The 17,190-nt window shown below is 35.6% G+C and carries 14 protein-coding genes; 6 read left to right on the top strand and 8 right to left on the bottom strand.

Translation table 11 applies throughout. The features are described from left to right. Positions 1 to 70: 70 nt before the first annotated feature. Positions 71 to 442: a DUF3127 domain-containing protein gene (locus C8N28_RS07780; RefSeq protein ID WP_132223399.1), complete on the bottom strand. Its 372-nt coding sequence runs from the start codon at positions 440 to 442 to the stop codon at positions 71 to 73. A 74-nt stretch (positions 443 to 516) separates the two neighbouring features. Between C8N28_RS07780 and C8N28_RS07775 the strand changes: the two genes are divergently transcribed. Continuing rightward, positions 517 to 1,680 carry a THUMP domain-containing class I SAM-dependent RNA methyltransferase gene (locus tag C8N28_RS07775; protein WP_132223396.1) on the top strand — a complete coding sequence of 388 codons (1,164 nt, stop codon included), beginning with the start codon at positions 517 to 519 and terminating at the stop codon, positions 1,678 to 1,680. 57 nt (positions 1,681 to 1,737) lie between these two features. Here C8N28_RS07775 and rplS read toward each other — a convergent pair whose 3' ends face one another. The 4 genes from rplS to C8N28_RS07755 all read right to left on the bottom strand — a co-directional run bounded on the left by rplS (position 1,738) and on the right by C8N28_RS07755 (position 4,052). After that, positions 1,738 to 2,085, bottom strand: coding sequence for a 50S ribosomal protein L19 (gene rplS / locus C8N28_RS07770; RefSeq protein ID WP_132223393.1), 348 nt, complete (start codon positions 2,083 to 2,085; stop codon positions 1,738 to 1,740). 121 nt (positions 2,086 to 2,206) lie between these two features. Continuing rightward, entirely contained in the window at positions 2,207 to 2,884 is a 678-nt protein-coding gene (trmD, locus tag C8N28_RS07765) for a tRNA (guanosine(37)-N1)-methyltransferase TrmD (protein WP_132223390.1), read from the bottom strand. 19 nt (positions 2,885 to 2,903) lie between these two features. Then, the gene (rimM, locus tag C8N28_RS07760) at positions 2,904 to 3,434 is read right to left on the bottom strand and encodes a ribosome maturation factor RimM (protein ID WP_132223387.1); all 531 of its coding nucleotides are present in this window, start codon (positions 3,432 to 3,434) and stop codon (positions 2,904 to 2,906) included. Between the two features lie 72 nt (positions 3,435 to 3,506). Next, complete coding sequence (locus tag C8N28_RS07755; RefSeq protein WP_132223384.1) at positions 3,507 to 4,052, bottom strand: 30S ribosomal protein S16; 546 nt, start codon at positions 4,050 to 4,052, stop codon at positions 3,507 to 3,509. Between the two features lie 368 nt (positions 4,053 to 4,420). Here C8N28_RS07755 and C8N28_RS07750 point away from each other — a divergent pair, with 368 nt between their 5' ends. Continuing rightward, positions 4,421 to 6,595: a bifunctional alpha,alpha-trehalose-phosphate synthase (UDP-forming)/trehalose-phosphatase gene (locus C8N28_RS07750; protein ID WP_132223381.1), complete on the top strand. Its 2,175-nt coding sequence runs from the start codon at positions 4,421 to 4,423 to the stop codon at positions 6,593 to 6,595. A gap of 17 nt (positions 6,596 to 6,612) precedes the next feature. On the opposite strand, the gene C8N28_RS07745 is transcribed toward C8N28_RS07750, so the two are convergent. Further along, the gene (locus C8N28_RS07745) at positions 6,613 to 8,409 is read right to left on the bottom strand and encodes a glycoside hydrolase family 15 protein (protein ID WP_132224918.1); all 1,797 of its coding nucleotides are present in this window, start codon (positions 8,407 to 8,409) and stop codon (positions 6,613 to 6,615) included. 90 nt (positions 8,410 to 8,499) lie between these two features. Between C8N28_RS07745 and C8N28_RS07740 the strand changes: the two genes are divergently transcribed. From C8N28_RS07740 to C8N28_RS07725, 4 genes are all read left to right on the top strand, one after another. After that, positions 8,500 to 9,150, top strand: a complete 651-nt coding sequence (locus tag C8N28_RS07740; RefSeq protein ID WP_132223378.1) for an oxidoreductase — start codon at positions 8,500 to 8,502, stop codon at positions 9,148 to 9,150. Beyond that, entirely contained in the window at positions 9,147 to 11,024 is a 1,878-nt protein-coding gene (locus C8N28_RS07735; protein ID WP_132223375.1) for an ABC-F family ATP-binding cassette domain-containing protein, read from the top strand. Before C8N28_RS07740 ends, C8N28_RS07735 begins: the two co-directional genes overlap by 4 nt. A gap of 56 nt (positions 11,025 to 11,080) precedes the next feature. Next, complete coding sequence (gene mnmG / locus C8N28_RS07730) at positions 11,081 to 12,940, top strand: tRNA uridine-5-carboxymethylaminomethyl(34) synthesis enzyme MnmG (RefSeq protein ID WP_132223372.1); 1,860 nt, start codon at positions 11,081 to 11,083, stop codon at positions 12,938 to 12,940. Between the two features lie 77 nt (positions 12,941 to 13,017). Beyond that, a complete protein-coding gene (locus C8N28_RS07725) occupies positions 13,018 to 14,814 on the top strand; it encodes an Ig-like domain-containing domain (RefSeq protein WP_132223369.1) in 1,797 nt (598 codons plus the stop codon). Between the two features lie 4 nt (positions 14,815 to 14,818). Here the strand turns inward: C8N28_RS07725 and C8N28_RS07720 are convergent, their stop codons facing one another. Both C8N28_RS07720 and nadB read right to left on the bottom strand, forming a co-directional pair. Beyond that, positions 14,819 to 15,328 (bottom strand): gamma carbonic anhydrase family protein, encoded by a 510-nt coding sequence (locus C8N28_RS07720; RefSeq protein ID WP_132223366.1) that lies wholly within the window; start codon positions 15,326 to 15,328, stop codon positions 14,819 to 14,821. Positions 15,329 to 15,348: 20 nt separating this feature from the next. Beyond that, positions 15,349 to 16,935: an L-aspartate oxidase gene (gene nadB, locus C8N28_RS07715; RefSeq protein ID WP_132223363.1), complete on the bottom strand. Its 1,587-nt coding sequence runs from the start codon at positions 16,933 to 16,935 to the stop codon at positions 15,349 to 15,351. Positions 16,936 to 17,190 lie beyond the last annotated feature (255 nt).

Genomic DNA, 17,190 nt, shown 5'->3' with positions numbered 1-17,190 from the left:
AATATTGCATGATAAGCAAAGAGCCCCCTAAATTAGGAGGCTCTTTGCTTATCATGCAATATTATTATTTCTAGAATGGCAAATCGTCCTCTTCGTTATTCTCTGAAGATATATCTGCAGGAGCAGGAGCGTTATATGGCGCTGCAGCAGCTGGTTGTCCAGCAGCAACCTTATTCACACGCCAAGCTACAAGAGAGTTAAAATAAGATGTTATTCCATCCTTATTTGTCCATGGACGTCCTCGTAGATTAAACGAAACAGCTACATCATCTCCGGCATTCAAATTATCGAAAAGATTAACCCGGTCCTGAGTTGCTTCAAATTTTATATATTCTACAAATTGTGGATTCTCTGCATATTGAATCACTAAATCACGTTTTTTAAAAGTGTCTGTAACTTGTTGCACTTGGCCAACTTCATGTACTTTTCCGGTAATTTCCATAATATTTACTGTTATAAACTGTAAAATTAAGGAATTTAAGTCACAATTATGAGTACCTTCGCATAATATTATCTATGCAAGTTTTCAACAATCCATCCAAAGTAATTATCACTTGTAATAACAGGCTAGCGTCTTATTTACAAAAAGAAGTTCAAGATTTAGGTTTCTCAATCGGTCGTTCCTTCTCAACAGGAGTAGAGCTAAAAGCAAGTCTTACCGAATGTATAAAGCTAAACTTAAACCTGCGCTGTGCAAGTCAGATATTATATTCTATTAAATCTTTTGAGGCTAAAAATGCCGACGATCTATACCGTGAGGTTGCAGCCATAGCATGGGAAGATCTCATTGATTTCAATGGCTATGTTTCCATCAATTCCAATGTTAACAACGAAAGCATTACAACCCCTCTCTTTGCTAACCTAAAGGTAAAAGATGCTATTGCCGATCGTATCAAGGCAAGAAAAGGCCTAAGACCAAATAGTGGCCCGGATTTAAGCAAAACAGTAATACACCTTTACTGGCAAGAGAATCAAGCCGAAATATATATTGACTCCTCTGGAGAGACTTTAGCTAAACATGGATACCGCAAGCACCCAGGGAAAGCGCCTATGCTAGAAGCTTTAGCTTCAGGCGTGGTATACGCAACAAAATGGGATATGGAATCTCTTTTTGTTAATCCAATGTGTGGTTCAGGAACACTAGCGATTGAGGCTGCTTTAATTGCCAGCAACAGAAAACCTGGTCTTTTTCGAATGAATTATGCCTTTATGCATATTCTAGGCTACGATGAAGAAGTCTTTTTTGAAGAACGCAGACAATTAAAAGCTGCTATCCATAAAAACGTCCAAGCTAAGATAATAGCCTCTGATATTTCTGCAGAAGCAGTAGAGATATCAATTAATAATGCAAAAACAGCTGGTGTTGATAAATTAATTGATTTTACTGTTTGTGACTTCAAAGAAACCGATATTCCGGAAGGAAATGGAGTTGTGGTATTCAACCCAGAATATGGTGAAAGGCTAGGGGTTCATAGCAAATTAGAAATAACCTATAAAGAGATCGGTGACTTTCTTAAAGGCTCTTGCAAAGGGTACCTTGGTTACGTATTCACCGGAAATCCGGAATTGGCAAAGAAAATAGGATTGCGTGCAGCTAGAAAAATCGAATTCTATAATGGCCGACTTGATTGCCGGCTAATGGAATACGAGCTTTATGAAGGAAGCAAACGAGAAGAATAAGAAACAAAAAAACAGCCCCATGATTTTCATGGGGCTGTTTCATTTAAATATCTTTTATTAAACTCTTCTCGATTTAATACGAGCAGCTTTACCAGTTAAGGCACGTAGGTAATAGATCTTCGAACGACGAACTTTTCCATAGTTATTTACCATTATCTTTTCGATATTTGGAGAATTAATAGGGAAGATACGTTCTACACCAACACCATTAGACATTTTACGAACTGTAAATGTTTCGCTGGTTCCAACGCTATTACGTTGAATTACTACACCTTGATAAACCTGAACACGCTCTTTATTTCCTTCGCGAATTTTATAGTGAACACTAATTGTATCACCTGCTCTAAATGCGGGAACTTCGTTTCTTGTTACCGCTTGTTCTTCTACAAACTTTACTAAATCCATGATTGTAAGTAATTAATGACGATTTTTAACCCGTAAAAATCGGATTGCAATATTAGTTATTTTTTTCGAGATTTTAAATGCTTATTTTAAAATATATTTAACAATCTCATCTTTCACAAAATTAATTGTCCAGTAAATCAGGACGCCTGTCTCTCGTTCTCTGTAAAGCCTCCTCATAGCGCCAATTTTCAATGACCGATTGATTCCCACTCAATAGAACTTCAGGAACCATGTGGCCATTCCAATTTGCCGGACGAGTATAAATCGGCGCATCTAAAAGATCTCCCTGAAAGGAATCAGACAGAGCAGATGTTTCATCTGATAATACGCCAGGGATCAATCTAACAACAGCATCTACCAGAATAGCAGCAGGAAGCTCTCCTCCGGATAAAACATAGTCACCAATGGATATTTCCCTTGTTACATAAATATCCCGGATCCGCTGATCTATCCCCTTATAATGACCGCATAAGATAATGATGTTCTTACGGATAGAAAGTTCATTAGCTGCGCTCTGATTCAGCGTAATCCCATCAGGGGTCATAAATATAACCTCATCGTAATCACGCTCAGCTTTCAACTTCTCAATGCAACTTGCAAATGGTTGTATAGACATTACCATTCCTCCGCCGCCACCGTAAGGGTAGTCATCTACACTTTTCTGCTTATTTTCTGCATAGTCTCTTAAATTATGCACCACAATCTCAACCAAACCTTTTTTCTGCGCACGCTGTAGAATCGAATGTCCAAAAGGGCTTTCGAGTAAACCAGGTAATACCGTTATGATATCAAAACGCATCGCAAATTAAGATTACAAATTAAGACTGATTCAAATATACATCTAACAAGCCATCGGGTAAATTAATATGAAGCTCTTTCTTTTCTTCATCAATTTCTTCAATGAAATCATCGCTCAATGGAAATAAAACCTCCTGAGATTGATACGAAACAGTAGCTACAAATTGTTGAGGGTATTCATTGATTTCGAGAATAACACCCAACTCGCCGTAATTACTATCAAAAACATTGAAACCCTTCAAATCTTCAATCAAAAACTCTCCTTCTTCTCTCTCAGGCATTTTAGTATTAGGGAGAAAAACACTTTTTCGAAGCAGCTCTTGAGCTTTATCGATATGATCAATGTCTTCTAAGAAAAAATATCCGGTATTATTTGATTGCAGCTTATATGATGAAACAAAGAAGGGCACCAACTGACGATTTATTTCAATAAAAATCAGATCTAAATCAAGCAGGTCAGGGTCTTTAAATTCAAAGAATAACTGAATCTCTCCTTTTAATCCGCGAGTTTTGGTAATATAACCTATTTTGAAGCTTTCATTATAATCCATAGCGTATTAACAAAAAATGTCATTTCTAAAGAAAACTCTCTTGAAATGACATTCTATAAGTATAAAAGAAATTTATGCTTCTTCAGCAGGAGTTTCTTCTTCTGAAGATTCTGAATCAACTGGAGCTTCTTCTGCTTCTTCAGCTACTTCGTCAGCAGGAGGAGTATTTTTAGCAACAATTGCTGCAGCTATCTCTTCTTTCTTTTTAGCTTCTGCAACCAAAGCAGCTTTCTTGCTTTCAGCACTATTAGAGGCTAAAGTTTCTTTCTTATCTGAGATTTTGCTCTCTTTTCCTTTCAACCATTCTTCGAAACGTGCTTCTGCAACTGCTTCATCGAAAGCACCTTTTTTAACACCACCTTGTAAATGTTTCTTATATAGAATTCCTTTATAAGAAAGAATAGCGCGAGCTGTGTCAGTAGGCTGAGCTCCTTTATTCATCCAATCTAAAGTTTTATCAAAATCTAATAAAATTGTAGCTGGATTAGTATTTGGATTATAAGAACCTAAACGTTCAATAAATTTCCCGTCTCTAGGTGCACGAGAATCTGCTACTACTACATGGTAAAAAGGCTTACCTTTCTTACCGAATCTTTGCAATCTGATTTTAGTTGCCATGATAATTAATTTATGTATTCAACATATCTCCCGGAACAACATGCTGCGGGGCTGCAAAGATAGATAATATTTATATAAAGATATAATGATTTAAATAATTATATCTTCCTCACAATCATCTTATTTTAATCAGCAAATAAATCCACCCCAAAATCGCTAATATGCCTATTAACCTTCCCAACCAATTTTTAAAACTTCTTGGTGCTTTCTCATAATATCGAAAGAAAAGCATGATTCCAATTAAAAAAACGAATGTAAAAATCAGAATTACCCGCATCTTACAAAAGTAAGGTATCTTCAAGAATTTTCTCCAATTCCAAACATTTTAATGTATATTATGTCTTATTAGTAAATAAAACACAATAAAATTGGGCAAAACAATCATAGTTTCTAACCGTCTACCAGTAAAAATTACACAAGAAAATAATGAATTACTTTTTAATTCAAGCGAAGGGGGCTTGGCTACAGGATTAGGTTCTATTTATAAAGAGAACAATAATATATGGATCGGCTGGCCGGGAATGATCATTGGAGAAGAAGAGGAAAAAGACGTTACTGAAAAACTTAAAGATTTAAATCTCATTCCTGTTTTTCTTGAAGAAAACGACATAAAACATTATTACGAAGGCTTTTCAAATGAAATATTATGGCCTGTATTCCATTATATTTCCACCTATGCTCGCTTCGATCCAGATAATTGGGAATCCTATAAAGAGGTTAATGAGAAATTTGCTACTGTAATCTTATCCTATTTAGAGCCAGGAGATACTTTATGGATACACGATTACCAACTATTACTTCTCCCAGGAATTATACGGAAGCAATTTCCTGATATATCTATTGCATTCTTTCAGCATATTCCCTTTCCCTCTCAAGAACTTTTCCGATTAATTCCCTGGAGAAAGGAACTACTAAGAGGCATGCTAGGTGCAGATCTTATTGGGTTCCATACATTCGATGATGTTCGACACTTTATTAGCGCAGCAACCCATCTTTTAGATCTTCATGTTGATGGAAATATGATTCGATCGGGAGACCGGGCAATTGGCGTTGAGCCTTTCCCAATGGGTATTGATGCTCAAAAGTTTTCAGACCTATCAAATGATGAGACTGTTATAGAACATATTAAGAGCCTAAAAGAACATTACAAGAATCAAAAAATATTCCTTTCTATTGACCGCTTAGATTACAGCAAAGGGATTATTCAACGTCTTGAAGCTTTCGAGCTATTTTTACAAGAGAATCCCGACTACCACGAAAAAGTGGTTCTATTTATGATTGTTGTGCCCTCTCGTGATAATGTAGCAGAGTACCAGCGTCTTAAAAATGAAATAGATCGTATTGTAGGAAATATCAATTCGCATTATAGAAAACTTGAATGGTATCCTATAGCCTACTTTTACCAAAGTTATCCTGTTGAATTCCTTTCTGCTCTATACAATATCGCAGACGTATGTTTAATTACTCCTATGCGCGATGGAATGAACTTAGTCTGCAAAGAGTATGTTGCAAGTCGAAACGACAATACCGGCGTACTTATTCTTAGTGAAATGGCTGGTGCATCAAAAGAGCTCATAGATGCCATTATTGTTAATCCAAACAATATTCATAAGGTTAAAAATGCTTTGATAGAGGCTTTAAATATGCCTGAAGAGGAAATGAGAGAGAGGATGATTGCCATGCGCCAAATGGTTTTCAAATATAATATCTACCACTGGGTTAAAATATATATGCAGCGGTTAAAAGATATTAAAAGCACGCAATTATCTATGAAAGCCGGTAGGGTTAAAGACTCTATTAGAGACCAGATTAAAGAAAAATTCAACGCATCCAAAAACAGGTTAATACTCTTAGATTATGATGGAACTCTCGTAGGGTTTAAGACCCAAATCGACTTAGCCTCACCAGATGATGATCTTTACGATTTGCTTGATCGTTTTACTTTTGATAAAAGAAACCATACTGCATTAATTAGTGGCAGAAAATACGAGACACTGGAAAAATGGTTTGGTCATAAAGCGCTGGATCTGATTGCAGAACATGGCGCCTGGAGAAAAAAGGCCGGAAGCCCCTGGAAACAAAAGGCAGATTTATCGATGTCCTGGAAAGAAGAGGTCCATCTATTAATGGATGCATTTTGCGATCGAACGCCTGGAGCATTTGTCGAAGAAAAAAGCTATTCACTGGTCTGGCATTATCGAAAAGTTCAAAAAGGACTGGGATCCCTGAGAGCAAATGAACTAATGGACAATTTACGTTATATTACAGCCACTCATGGTCTTCAACTCTTAAACGGAGACAAAGTTGTTGAAGTAAAGAACTCAGAAGTAAATAAAGGAAAAGCTACTTCAAGCATAATAAACAAATCAGATTATGATTTTATATTAGCCATAGGAGATGATTATACTGACGAGGATATCTTTAAAGCCTTACCTGAAAATGCTTTTAGCATAAAGGTAGGCAACCATATATCAGCAGCTCGTTACTTCTTAGAAGACTTTCACGAGGTGCGCAATCTTCTGCAATATTTATTACAACCCTAAAAAATTACACATCTTAACTATTCTTGTTTCGTTAAGAAGGATGGCTTATCTAACTTTTGAGAGATTCTATAAGCAGCATTCATTAAACCGACATGGCTGTAAGCTTGTGGAAAATTTCCCCATTGACTGCCATCGTTTTCATCAATATCTTCACTAAATAACATTAAATGATTACCGTAACTTAATAACTTTTCAAAAGTCTCCTGTGCCTCCTCAATTCTTCCTACACTTGCTAAAGCCTCAACATACCAAAATGCGCAGATCAGAAAAGTGGTCTTTGGTTTGCCAAAATCATCAGAATGCAAGTAACGGTAGAACAATCCTTCAGGAGTTTTTAATTCCTTTTCCAAAGCAATCAAATGATCTCTTGCCCGCTCAGAAGCAGGGTCTAAATAATTCATCAATATAAGCTGAAGGGTACTTGCATCTAAATGAGGGCTATCAACCGCATGGGTATAAACTTTACGCTCAGGATCATAGCATTTCTCAATATGCTCTATAGCTCGGTCAATCAACCTTTGTGCCCGTTCCTGTATTTGAGTATCCTCAATCGCAATACCGATCTTTAATGCAGCATTACTACCGGCCCACTGGAATAAATTGCTATAGCTATGTCGATTTGCGAAATTTCTAAACTCCCAAATACCTGCATCCTTTTCATCAATAGTCTGCTCAATCTTGTTTAATAAAAACGAAACCCACTGGCTTGAATCTGTTCTTTCTCTAAAAACAAAACGATGGTCAGTATAAAGAGGAAGTAAAGATATCAAGGCCTGTCCATATACATCATTTTGAATGTGTTCATAAGCTTGATTACCAATACGAATAGGTTGATTACCCCGATAACCTGCTAAATGATCCAGAATTTCCTCTGTCAATTCTCTTTTACCCGTAATTCCATATAATGGCTGAAACCTTCCTTTAGCTTCAAAAGATATATTTGCGATATAATTAGCATAGCCTTCCATTTCTTCAAACTGGCCAATGTGGTTCAATGCTGTTAAAACATAAAAGCTATCACGAAGCCAGCAATAACGATAGTCCCAATTTCTTCCGCTTCCTTCAGATTCGGGAAGACTGGTTGTACCTGCTGCGATGATTGCACCTGTATCTTCAAATTGATGAATTTTTAAAGCCAACGCAGAACGAATCACTGCTTCCTGATAAACCGGAGCGATCGTGGAGTGCTTGATCCATATACGCCAATAGTTAATTGTCTCTCTCAAAAAATGTTCTGCAGTACTAACAATAGGAGCTTCTAACGGACTACCGTAGGTAAGAAAAATATACTTAGCTTCTGTAAGTACAAAAGACCGCTCTTCAGTCAAATTACTTAAAGGAATATTTGTCGTTAATCGAATAGGTTCTGGTCCGCCCTGAAAGACCAAATGATTACTCCCTTGATAGCTATCTAATTCCAATCTTCCATAATCATAAACAGGTTTGCAACGAACTTTAATCTTTGGATTCTTATCAATTGGTTCAATCTTCCGAACAAGCATTAAAGGTTTAAAATAACGGTCATACTGACTGAATCGAGGAGCAAAATCTGTTACACGATACGTTCCATCCTCACTCGTTATTTCAGTACGTAAAACATTCGTATTCTCAATATAATACTGTTTTGATGTATGCTCTTTAGAAATGGGCAAAATAGAGAATTCACCTCCCTTCACGTCATCCAATAAACTTCCAAATACAAACGAGCTATCAAAACGTGGCCAACAAAGCCATGAGATATTAGTATCCCTTTTTACATGAGCCATAAAGGCACAATTCCCAATAATCCCAGTCTCATAGGTTTTACTATTCATCATAATATTTCGTGTTTTTTAAAACGATTTACATCCAATTATCATGCCTCCGATGGAAATGTGTATTTTTGCATCGTTAATAATTAAAATATGCGAGCCTTAATTTTTGGAGCAAGTGGTTTGATAGGTAGTGAGTTGCTGAAATTGGCCTTAAATGATCCTTATTTTTCTTCAGTCACCATAATAGTTAGAAAAAAACTATCCCTGTCAAATAATAAACTTACTCAAATAATATCAACTTTCGAAAAATTAGAAGAAAATCAAGATAGCTTGCAGGGAGATATTCTATTTTCATGCCTTGGAACTACAAAAAGTAAGACTCCCGATCAAAAAGAGTATTATAAGATCGATCATGATTATCCTGTGTTGGGAAGTAAAATAGCTCTTAAAAATGGGGCTAAGTACATTCATCTTGTATCATCATTAGGGGCAAACACCTCATCATCAAGTACTTACTTAAAAATGAAAGGTGAAATAGAAGCCGATATTTCTAAATTACCTTTCCAAGGTATTCATTTTTATAGACCCTCGCTCATCATTGGTAAAAGAAATGAGAGCCGTCCGTTAGAAAAAATAAGTACACTTATTTTTAATATAATTAACCCCTTACTTATAGGCTCTCTGAAGAAATATCGAAGCATAGCTGCAACCGATATTGCTAAAGCCATGTTGTCGCAGGCGAAAAAGGAGATAAAAGGGATCCATATCTATCAATCAAACATAATAAAAGAATTAACGTGAGTATTTTATCAACAGAACTGCTTGGTCATATTTATAGTGATCGTTGGTTATTTAAAGATCTTTCTTTTGGAATACAAAAGGGAGACCGGGTGGCATTAGTGGGAATCAATGGGACTGGAAAATCAACTCTTCTTAAAATACTCGCCGGAATAGAAACCCCAAGTCTCGGAAAGGTCGTTTCTGAAAGAGGAATTAACATAGGCTATTTAGAACAAGATCCTAAATTCGAGGGTTTAACAACCATTAATGACTTTGTATTTAGCGTTGACAACGAACAACAGCAACTAATAAAAGAATACGAGAGATTAATTGAGATGGATCCTATTCAAGAAGAAAAACTTGCAGAAGTAACGGAGAAACTTAGTGCTTCTAATGCTTGGGAATATGAATATCATATTAAGACCGTATTAAGCAGATTGGGGTTAAAAAATCTAGATCAAGAAATAAAGGATTTATCTGGCGGACAACAAAAACGGCTGGCCCTTGCTAAGCTATTAATTAACGAACCCGACGTTTATATACTGGATGAGCCAACCAACCACCTGGATATTGAAACCATCGAGTGGCTTGAAAAGCTTTTAACTACCAAACAGAAAACACTCATTTTTGTTACCCATGACCGCTATTTCCTGAACAACATATGTACAGAAATAAGAGAACTGGATAAAGGAAAAATATATACCTATAAAGGAAAATACGACAATTTCCTGAATATAAAGGAGGAACGTGAAGCTGGTGAATCCATTGCTTTAGAGCGAAATCAAAATCTTTTAAGAAAGGAGCTTGAATGGATGCGACGTCAACCTCAAGCCAGGGGAACAAAATCAAAATCACGCATTGACGCCTATTATGACCTTGAAGAGAAAACTCAAAATAAGAACGTAAAAGAGTCTGTTCAATTAAGCGTTAAGATATCCAGACAAGGAGGAAAGATCCTTGAAGTAAACAACTTGAGCAAGTCCTTTAACAAGCACGTTATCATTGATGATTTTTCATATACGTTCAAAAAGGGAGACAGAATTGGTTTAGCAGGAAAGAATGGGACAGGGAAGTCTACTTTTTTAAATTTGATAACAGGTATTCTAGAACCAGATCATGGAACCGTGGTTAAAGGTGAGACTACTGTGTTTGGCTATTATCGTCAGCTCGGTTTAAAACTAAATGAAAATGAACGCGTAATTGATATCGTAAAAAACATTGCAGAATTCATTAAGATGGCTAATGGAGATCTCATCAGTGCTTCTCAGTTATTAACTCATTTCTTATTTCCGCCAGAAAAGCAATTCGGATTTGTAAGCAAATTAAGTGGTGGTGAGAAAAAACGCTTACAGCTATTACGCGTTCTGATCACCAATCCAAATTTCTTAATTTTGGATGAGCCTTCAAACGATCTGGATATTGATACGTTAAATGTATTGGAGGAGTTTTTAGAAAACTATTCGGGTGTTCTAATTCTTGTTTCACATGATAGATATTTATTAGACCGTTTAACTGATCAGCTATTCATATTTACAGATTCGCCAGAACTTAAAGTTTACAATGGAAACTATTCTGATTATAAAATTGAACAGGAACTAGAAGAAAAGGAAGCAAAAGAAAGAACTACAAAAAACAATAAACAAGATATAATTATTGAGAAGCCTGTATTAAAAGTTCAAGAGAATGTAATTACCTTTAAAGAAAAACAAGAGCTAAAGGCACTCGAAAAAGAAATTCCTCAACTTGAAGAAAAAATTCAAGAGAAGTCGGAAACAATGAATACAGTAAGCGATCATAATTTATTAATAGAGATCGCACAAGAGGTTGAAACTTTAAATAAAGAATTATCTCAAAAAGAAGAGCGTTGGTTCGCTTTATTAGAAAAAGAAAATTAACGTTCCACGTGGAACATTATACAAAATGTTTCACGTGGAACTATTATTAAAATACCATGTTTAAGAAATATAATGTAATTGTTGTTGGAGGAGGACATGCCGGTTGCGAAGCCGCCATTGCAGCATCCAATCTAGGTTCAAGCGTACTATTGGTTACCATGAATATGACAACTATTGCGCAAATGAGCTGCAATCCTGCTATGGGTGGTGTTGCTAAAGGTCAAATATTACGCGAAATTGATGCAATGGGAGGCCTATCAGGTATTATTGCTGATAAAACCACCATTCAATTCAGGATGCTAAACCAATCAAAAGGACCTGCTATGTGGAGTCCGAGAACGCAAAATGACAGAATGCGTTTCTCAGAAGAATGGCGCCTTCAGCTTGAAAGCAGAGATAATATAGATTTCTGGCAAGACACAGTAAATGAAATACTGGTAAAAGACGGAAAAGCAGTAGGGGTAAAAACATCATTAGGAATAGAAATACCGGGAGACTCTGTTGTGTTAACCAATGGAACTTTCCTAAATGGGTTAATTCATATTGGTGAAAAAAGATTTGGCGGAGGCAGGGCAGGAGAGAAAGCAGCTACCGGACTTACAGAACAACTGATCAGCTTAGGCTTTACAGCAGGAAGAATGAAAACCGGAACACCTCCACGGGTTGATGGCAGAAGCCTTAATTATTCTTTAATGGAAGAGCAATGGGGAGACGATAAAAAAGGCAAATTCTCCTATACCGATGTTGAAACTCCTAAAGAACAACGTTGCTGTTGGATTACTTATACCAACGAAAGTGTACATGAAACCTTAAAAGAAGGCTTTGAAAAATCTCCAATGTTTACAGGCAGGATAAAAGGACTAGGTCCGCGTTATTGCCCTTCCATTGAAGATAAAATAAACAGATTCGCAGGAAGAGACAGACATCAGATATTCGTAGAACCGGAAGGTTGGAATACAGTAGAAATTTATGTTAATGGCTTTTCTACATCCCTTCCTGAAGATGTTCAATACAAAGCTCTGAGAAAGATCCCTGGCTTCGAAAATGCAAGGATGTTCCGTCCTGGCTATGCAATTGAATATGATTTCTTTCCACCAATGCAATTAGACGCAACACTGGAAACCTTCTTAATCAAAAATCTTTTCTTTGCAGGGCAAATTAATGGAACAACCGGCTATGAAGAAGCTGCCAGTCAAGGAATGATAGCAGGTATTAATGCACATCAAAGAATAAACGATCAGCATGAACTTATCCTTAAAAGAAGCGAAGCTTATATAGGTGTTCTTATTGACGACCTGGTAACCAAAGGAACAGAAGAACCTTATCGTATGTTTACCTCTCGTGCAGAACATCGCTTATTATTACGTCAAGATAATGCAGATGAACGCCTAACTCCATTAGCTCATAAACTAGGTTTGGTCTCACAAGACAGACTTGATAAAGTAAACGAAAAGGTAGAAAATGCAAATACGATAATAAACTACTTAAGAAAAACATCAATCGATAAAGATTTAATCAACCCAATTCTTGTTGAAAACAATAATAGCCCCTTAACACAAAACAAGAAAATGGTTGATCTTTTAACGAGACCTCAGCTTAATATTTACGATCTTGCCAATTCAAATGCAGAGTTTAAAGTACTATTAAATAAATTCGATGAAGAAACAATTGAGCAAGCCGAAATAAAAGTTAAGTATGAAAGCTACTTTCAAAAGGAATTCGAACTGATCAATAAAATGAAAAAGATGGAAGATCAAATGATCAATCCAGATTTTGAATATTCAAAACTGAACTCCTTATCTAAAGAAGCAAGAGAAAAATTAAATAAGGTAAAACCACGAACAATTGGACAAGCATCCAGGATTTCAGGCGTTACTCCTTCAGATATTTCAGTTTTAGTCGTTCATTTATCATAAACAGCTTATTTTCAGTAAGTTAATTATAATAAAAACCGACCTATTTAAAAAGCACAGAATTAATTAATTTAAAAGAAATGAGGTATAATATCAAAAAGTATGAAAATGGCTTAAATCGCTTAAAAATAAGCTTAAATCAAATATTATGCTTTTTGATGTTCTTATTTATCATGTCAGCCTTTATTTCTGGTTGTGCAAGCATGCAACAGCCCAGCGGAGGACCTAGAGATTCTATTCCTCCAAAAATAGTAAAAGAAACACCTGCCAATCTTACAAAGAATTTTACGACTCGCGAAATTGAAATTGAATTCGACGAGTATGTAAAATTAAATAATGAGTTTACAGAGTTTAGTATCTCCCCAGACGTCGATGCTACACCTGAGCTAAGAATTAAAAAGAAATCATTGTTTATTAAATTACCCGATACACTCGCAGAAAATACTACCTACTCTTTGAATTTTGGAAAAGGATTGGTTGATGTTAATGAATCAAATCCACTTCTCAATTACAGCTATGTTTTTTCAACGGGTGATGAAATAGATTCTCTAACATTATCAGGAAATGTGATAAGCTCTTATATTCTGGAACCAGAAAAAGATATAGTCGTTTTATTAATTCCTATTAAGCAGGATTCAATATTTGGAAAACGAAAAGCTAATATATTTACACGAACAGATAGTTCAGGAAACTTTCAGTTCAAGAACCTAAGCGAAAATACTTATCGTATTTATGCATTAAAAGAAAACAACAACGATCGTATCTATAACAGTCCGGATGAAGAAATAGGCTTTTTAAAAGACAGCATAGTCTTAGATAAAAATATAAGCGGAATCAAATTAAGTACCTTTAAAGAAATACCTGCCGACTTCAGAGTGATGGAGAGGAAAATTGAACCTACCGGAAGAATCTTATTGTCTTTCAATAAACCGGTAGCAGATCCAAGCTTAAGAATTTTAAACAATACCAGATTAGATGAAAACAAAATAACAGAATTCACCAAAATGCGCGATAGCGCTTTTATATGGCTGCCCGAACTAACTTTTGACACCCTCGAAGTAGAACTAAGTCAAAACTCTATACCTTTAGATACCATACTATTAAGACGAAATAAAAACGATAAATACGAACGTGCTATACTTATATCTGATAATCTATCCACACAACGTGTTGATGCGATTAAAAACGTGGTATTTACAGCTGCTGCGCCTATAGAATCTGCAGACATTTCAAAAATAAAACTACTCGAAGATACCATTCGTGTAAATAATTTTCAACTTACGTTAGATAATAACAATCAACGAAAAGCAAATTTAACTTACCGTTGGCGGCCAAGAAGAACCTATTTATTGGAATTAGAAGAGGGTGCATTTATTGGTCATTTTGGAGAAAAATCTCAAGCCGGACAAAGAAAATTTACATTTGATGATACCGAAAACTACGGCGATATCATTTTAAATGTACAATTACCAGATTCTAACAATTATATCATTGAATTAATAAAAGAAGATAAAACCCAGGTAGCAACTGTACATACAATAAATTCTTCGCAAAAAATAAGTTACAAGCAATTCCCGGGCGGAAACTATTCGGTCAGAGTAATCTACGATGATAATGCCAATCAAATATGGGATACTGGAAATCTTGCAGAAAAAAGGCAGCCGGAACAACTCTGGTATTGGAATAAAATAATAACCATCAGGCCAAATTGGGAGCAAGAAGAAATCGTTACCGTTCCTGCTAAAGGAACTATCAATAATCTGCCTCAACCAAAACCAGAGCCAGACATAATAGAAGAAGAAACCAATCCTGAAAATAATGGCACAGAAGAACCCTTTATAAAATCAGGAACCATTACGCCTAAAGAAGACGAATAATATTCTAATCAAACCAGCTCGAATACATCACATAATTATGAGGTAATGTATTCAACATAGCTTTTTGCTTATCACTGATAGGCTTAATTTTACGTGCAGGTATACCGGCATAAATAAATCCAGACTCACAAACTGTATTCTCTAAAACAATAGCACCTGCAGCAATAATAACATACTCTCTTACAAGAGCATGATCCATCACAATGGCTCCCATTCCTATCAACACATGATCTTCAATAACACAACCATGTACAAGCGCATTATGCCCGATAGAAACATAATTTCCTACGGTAGTAGAAGCTGTTTTATAAGTACAATGAATAACAGCACCATCCTGAACATTACTATGATGCCCGATTCTAATAAGATTTACATCACCACGAATAACAGCATTAAACCAAACAGAACAATTCTCGCCTAATCGTACATCACCCACAATAGTAGCATTTTCAGCAACAAAACAATTCTCCGGAATAACCGGATGTACACCTTTAACAGGAAGAATTAAAGCCATATTTTTTATATAGATCTAAATTAAAATAAGGTATCATGAACCTCTTCAGCATGTTTCGGATAGTCCGTTGTATAATGTAGTCCTCTGCTTTCTTTACGTAGCATAGCACTTTTAATAACAATATAAGCTACCTGAATTACATTTCTGACTTCACACAATTTAACAGAAAGCTTCGTATTCTTATAGAAACTTTCTGTTTCCTCATATATAAGGCCCAATCTTCTGATAGCTCTATCTAATCGGAAATCAGATCTTACAATTCCTACATAATCACTCATAATCTTCTGAGTTTCACGTAGGTTATGGATTACCAGGATATCTTCATTCGACAATTGTGTATTGGATGAATCCCAATCCGGAATATTATCAGGAACCGTATAAGACTCAAACTTTTTAATAGCATCTTCATAAATACGATGTGCAAATACTGTAGCTTCTAATAAAGAATTAGAAGCCAATCTATTCGCACCATGTAAGCCTGTAGATGCACATTCTCCACAAGCATATAAGCGATTAATACTTGTTTGCCCTACTTCATCCACATATATACCACCACATAAATAATGAGCAGCTGGTGTTACCGGAACAAAATCTTTACTTAAATCAATTCCAATGCTTAAACACTTTGCATAAATATTAGGGAAATGAGTTAACAGTTCATTCTTAGATTTACTCGTTATATCTAAATAAACATAATCTTCACCCGACTTTTTCATTTCCGAATCAATGGCACGTGCTACAATATCCCGAGGTGCCAATGAACCCCTTTTATCATATTCAAACATAAACTCTTCACCATTCAATCTTCTAAGAACTCCTCCAAAACCACGTAAAGCTTCAGAAATCAAAAAGGCAGGATACTCTCCCGGATTATATAAAGCCGTTGGGTGAAATTGAATAAACTCCATATTTCTAACTTTTCCTTTTGCTCTATAAACCATTGCAATACCATCGCCAGTAGCAATAACAGGATTAGTAGTACTCGAATAAATATGTCCCGCTCCACCACTTGCAATAACTGTAACCTTACTCAAAAACTTCTCAACTTTGTTCTCCTTGGTATTAAGAGCATAAATACCAAAACAATTAATATCCTGAGAATACTTATCAACGTGTTTTCCTAAATGATATTGAGTAATAAAATCAACAGCAAAATAATGAGTGAAAATAGTAATATTCTCATTCTCATGTACTTTAGCTAATAAAGCCCGTTCAATTTCAAATCCTGTTATATCTTTATAATGAAGGATCCTATTCTCTGAATGCCCGCCTTCTTTCGCTAAATCATATTTACCTTTAAGCGTCTTATCAAAGTGGGTTCCATACTCTATAATTTCATCAATTCTGGAAGGACCTTCCTTCACAACGATTTCCACAATTTTTTTATCGCACAAACCATCTCCAGCATTCAGAGTATCAGCTATATGCTTCTCAAACGAGTCAGACTTATCCACAACTGCCGCTACACCGCCCTGCGCATATTTTGTATTTGATTCATCCTCATTAGATTTTGTAATGATAAGAACCTTACCATGTTTGGCAGCTTTTAAAGCAAAACTAAGCCCGGCAATACCCGATCCTACAACTAAGAAATCAACATCATTCATTTTAAAAAATTAAATTAAAATATCTTTTAACATTTTAGTGGATAACTAGCATAAAGGTGTGAAATTTATGTGAACTAATCGTTAGACAATAATTAGAAATCAAAAAATTGACATTAAATCAAAAACTATCTACAAAAAACAAAAAGTTATACAAGAAAAACTATCAGTTATACACGCTTTTCTTACAACAAAGAAATTCACATCTATAATTGTTAAAGATAGTGGGTAAATAAATAGTAATTGAGATTCAAGTAA

The sequence above is a fragment of the Albibacterium bauzanense genome (genome assembly GCF_004339765.1).
Classification (GTDB): Bacteria; Bacteroidota; Bacteroidia; order Sphingobacteriales; family Sphingobacteriaceae; genus Albibacterium; species Albibacterium bauzanense.
This window is presented reverse-complemented; position numbering and strand designations above follow the sequence as displayed.

Coding starts and splice junctions, on each gene's coding strand:
- C8N28_RS07780 (WP_132223399.1), bottom strand. CDS start 442: ATGGAAATTACCGGAAAAGTACATGAAGTTGGCCAAGTGCAACAAGTT.
- C8N28_RS07775 (WP_132223396.1), top strand. CDS start 517: ATGCAAGTTTTCAACAATCCATCCAAAGTAATTATCACTTGTAATAAC.
- rplS (WP_132223393.1), bottom strand. CDS start 2,085: ATGGATTTAGTAAAGTTTGTAGAAGAACAAGCGGTAACAAGAAACGAA.
- trmD (WP_132223390.1), bottom strand. CDS start 2,884: ATGCGTTTTGATATCATAACGGTATTACCTGGTTTACTCGAAAGCCCT.
- rimM (WP_132223387.1), bottom strand. CDS start 3,434: ATGGATTATAATGAAAGCTTCAAAATAGGTTATATTACCAAAACTCGC.
- C8N28_RS07755 (WP_132223384.1), bottom strand. CDS start 4,052: ATGGCAACTAAAATCAGATTGCAAAGATTCGGTAAGAAAGGTAAGCCT.
- C8N28_RS07745 (WP_132224918.1), bottom strand. CDS start 8,409: ATGAATAGTAAAACCTATGAGACTGGGATTATTGGGAATTGTGCCTTT.
- C8N28_RS07740 (WP_132223378.1), top strand. CDS start 8,500: ATGCGAGCCTTAATTTTTGGAGCAAGTGGTTTGATAGGTAGTGAGTTG.
- mnmG (WP_132223372.1), top strand. CDS start 11,081: ATGTTTAAGAAATATAATGTAATTGTTGTTGGAGGAGGACATGCCGGT.
- C8N28_RS07725 (WP_132223369.1), top strand. CDS start 13,018: ATGAGGTATAATATCAAAAAGTATGAAAATGGCTTAAATCGCTTAAAA.
- C8N28_RS07720 (WP_132223366.1), bottom strand. CDS start 15,328: ATGGCTTTAATTCTTCCTGTTAAAGGTGTACATCCGGTTATTCCGGAG.
- nadB (WP_132223363.1), bottom strand. CDS start 16,935: ATGAATGATGTTGATTTCTTAGTTGTAGGATCGGGTATTGCCGGGCTT.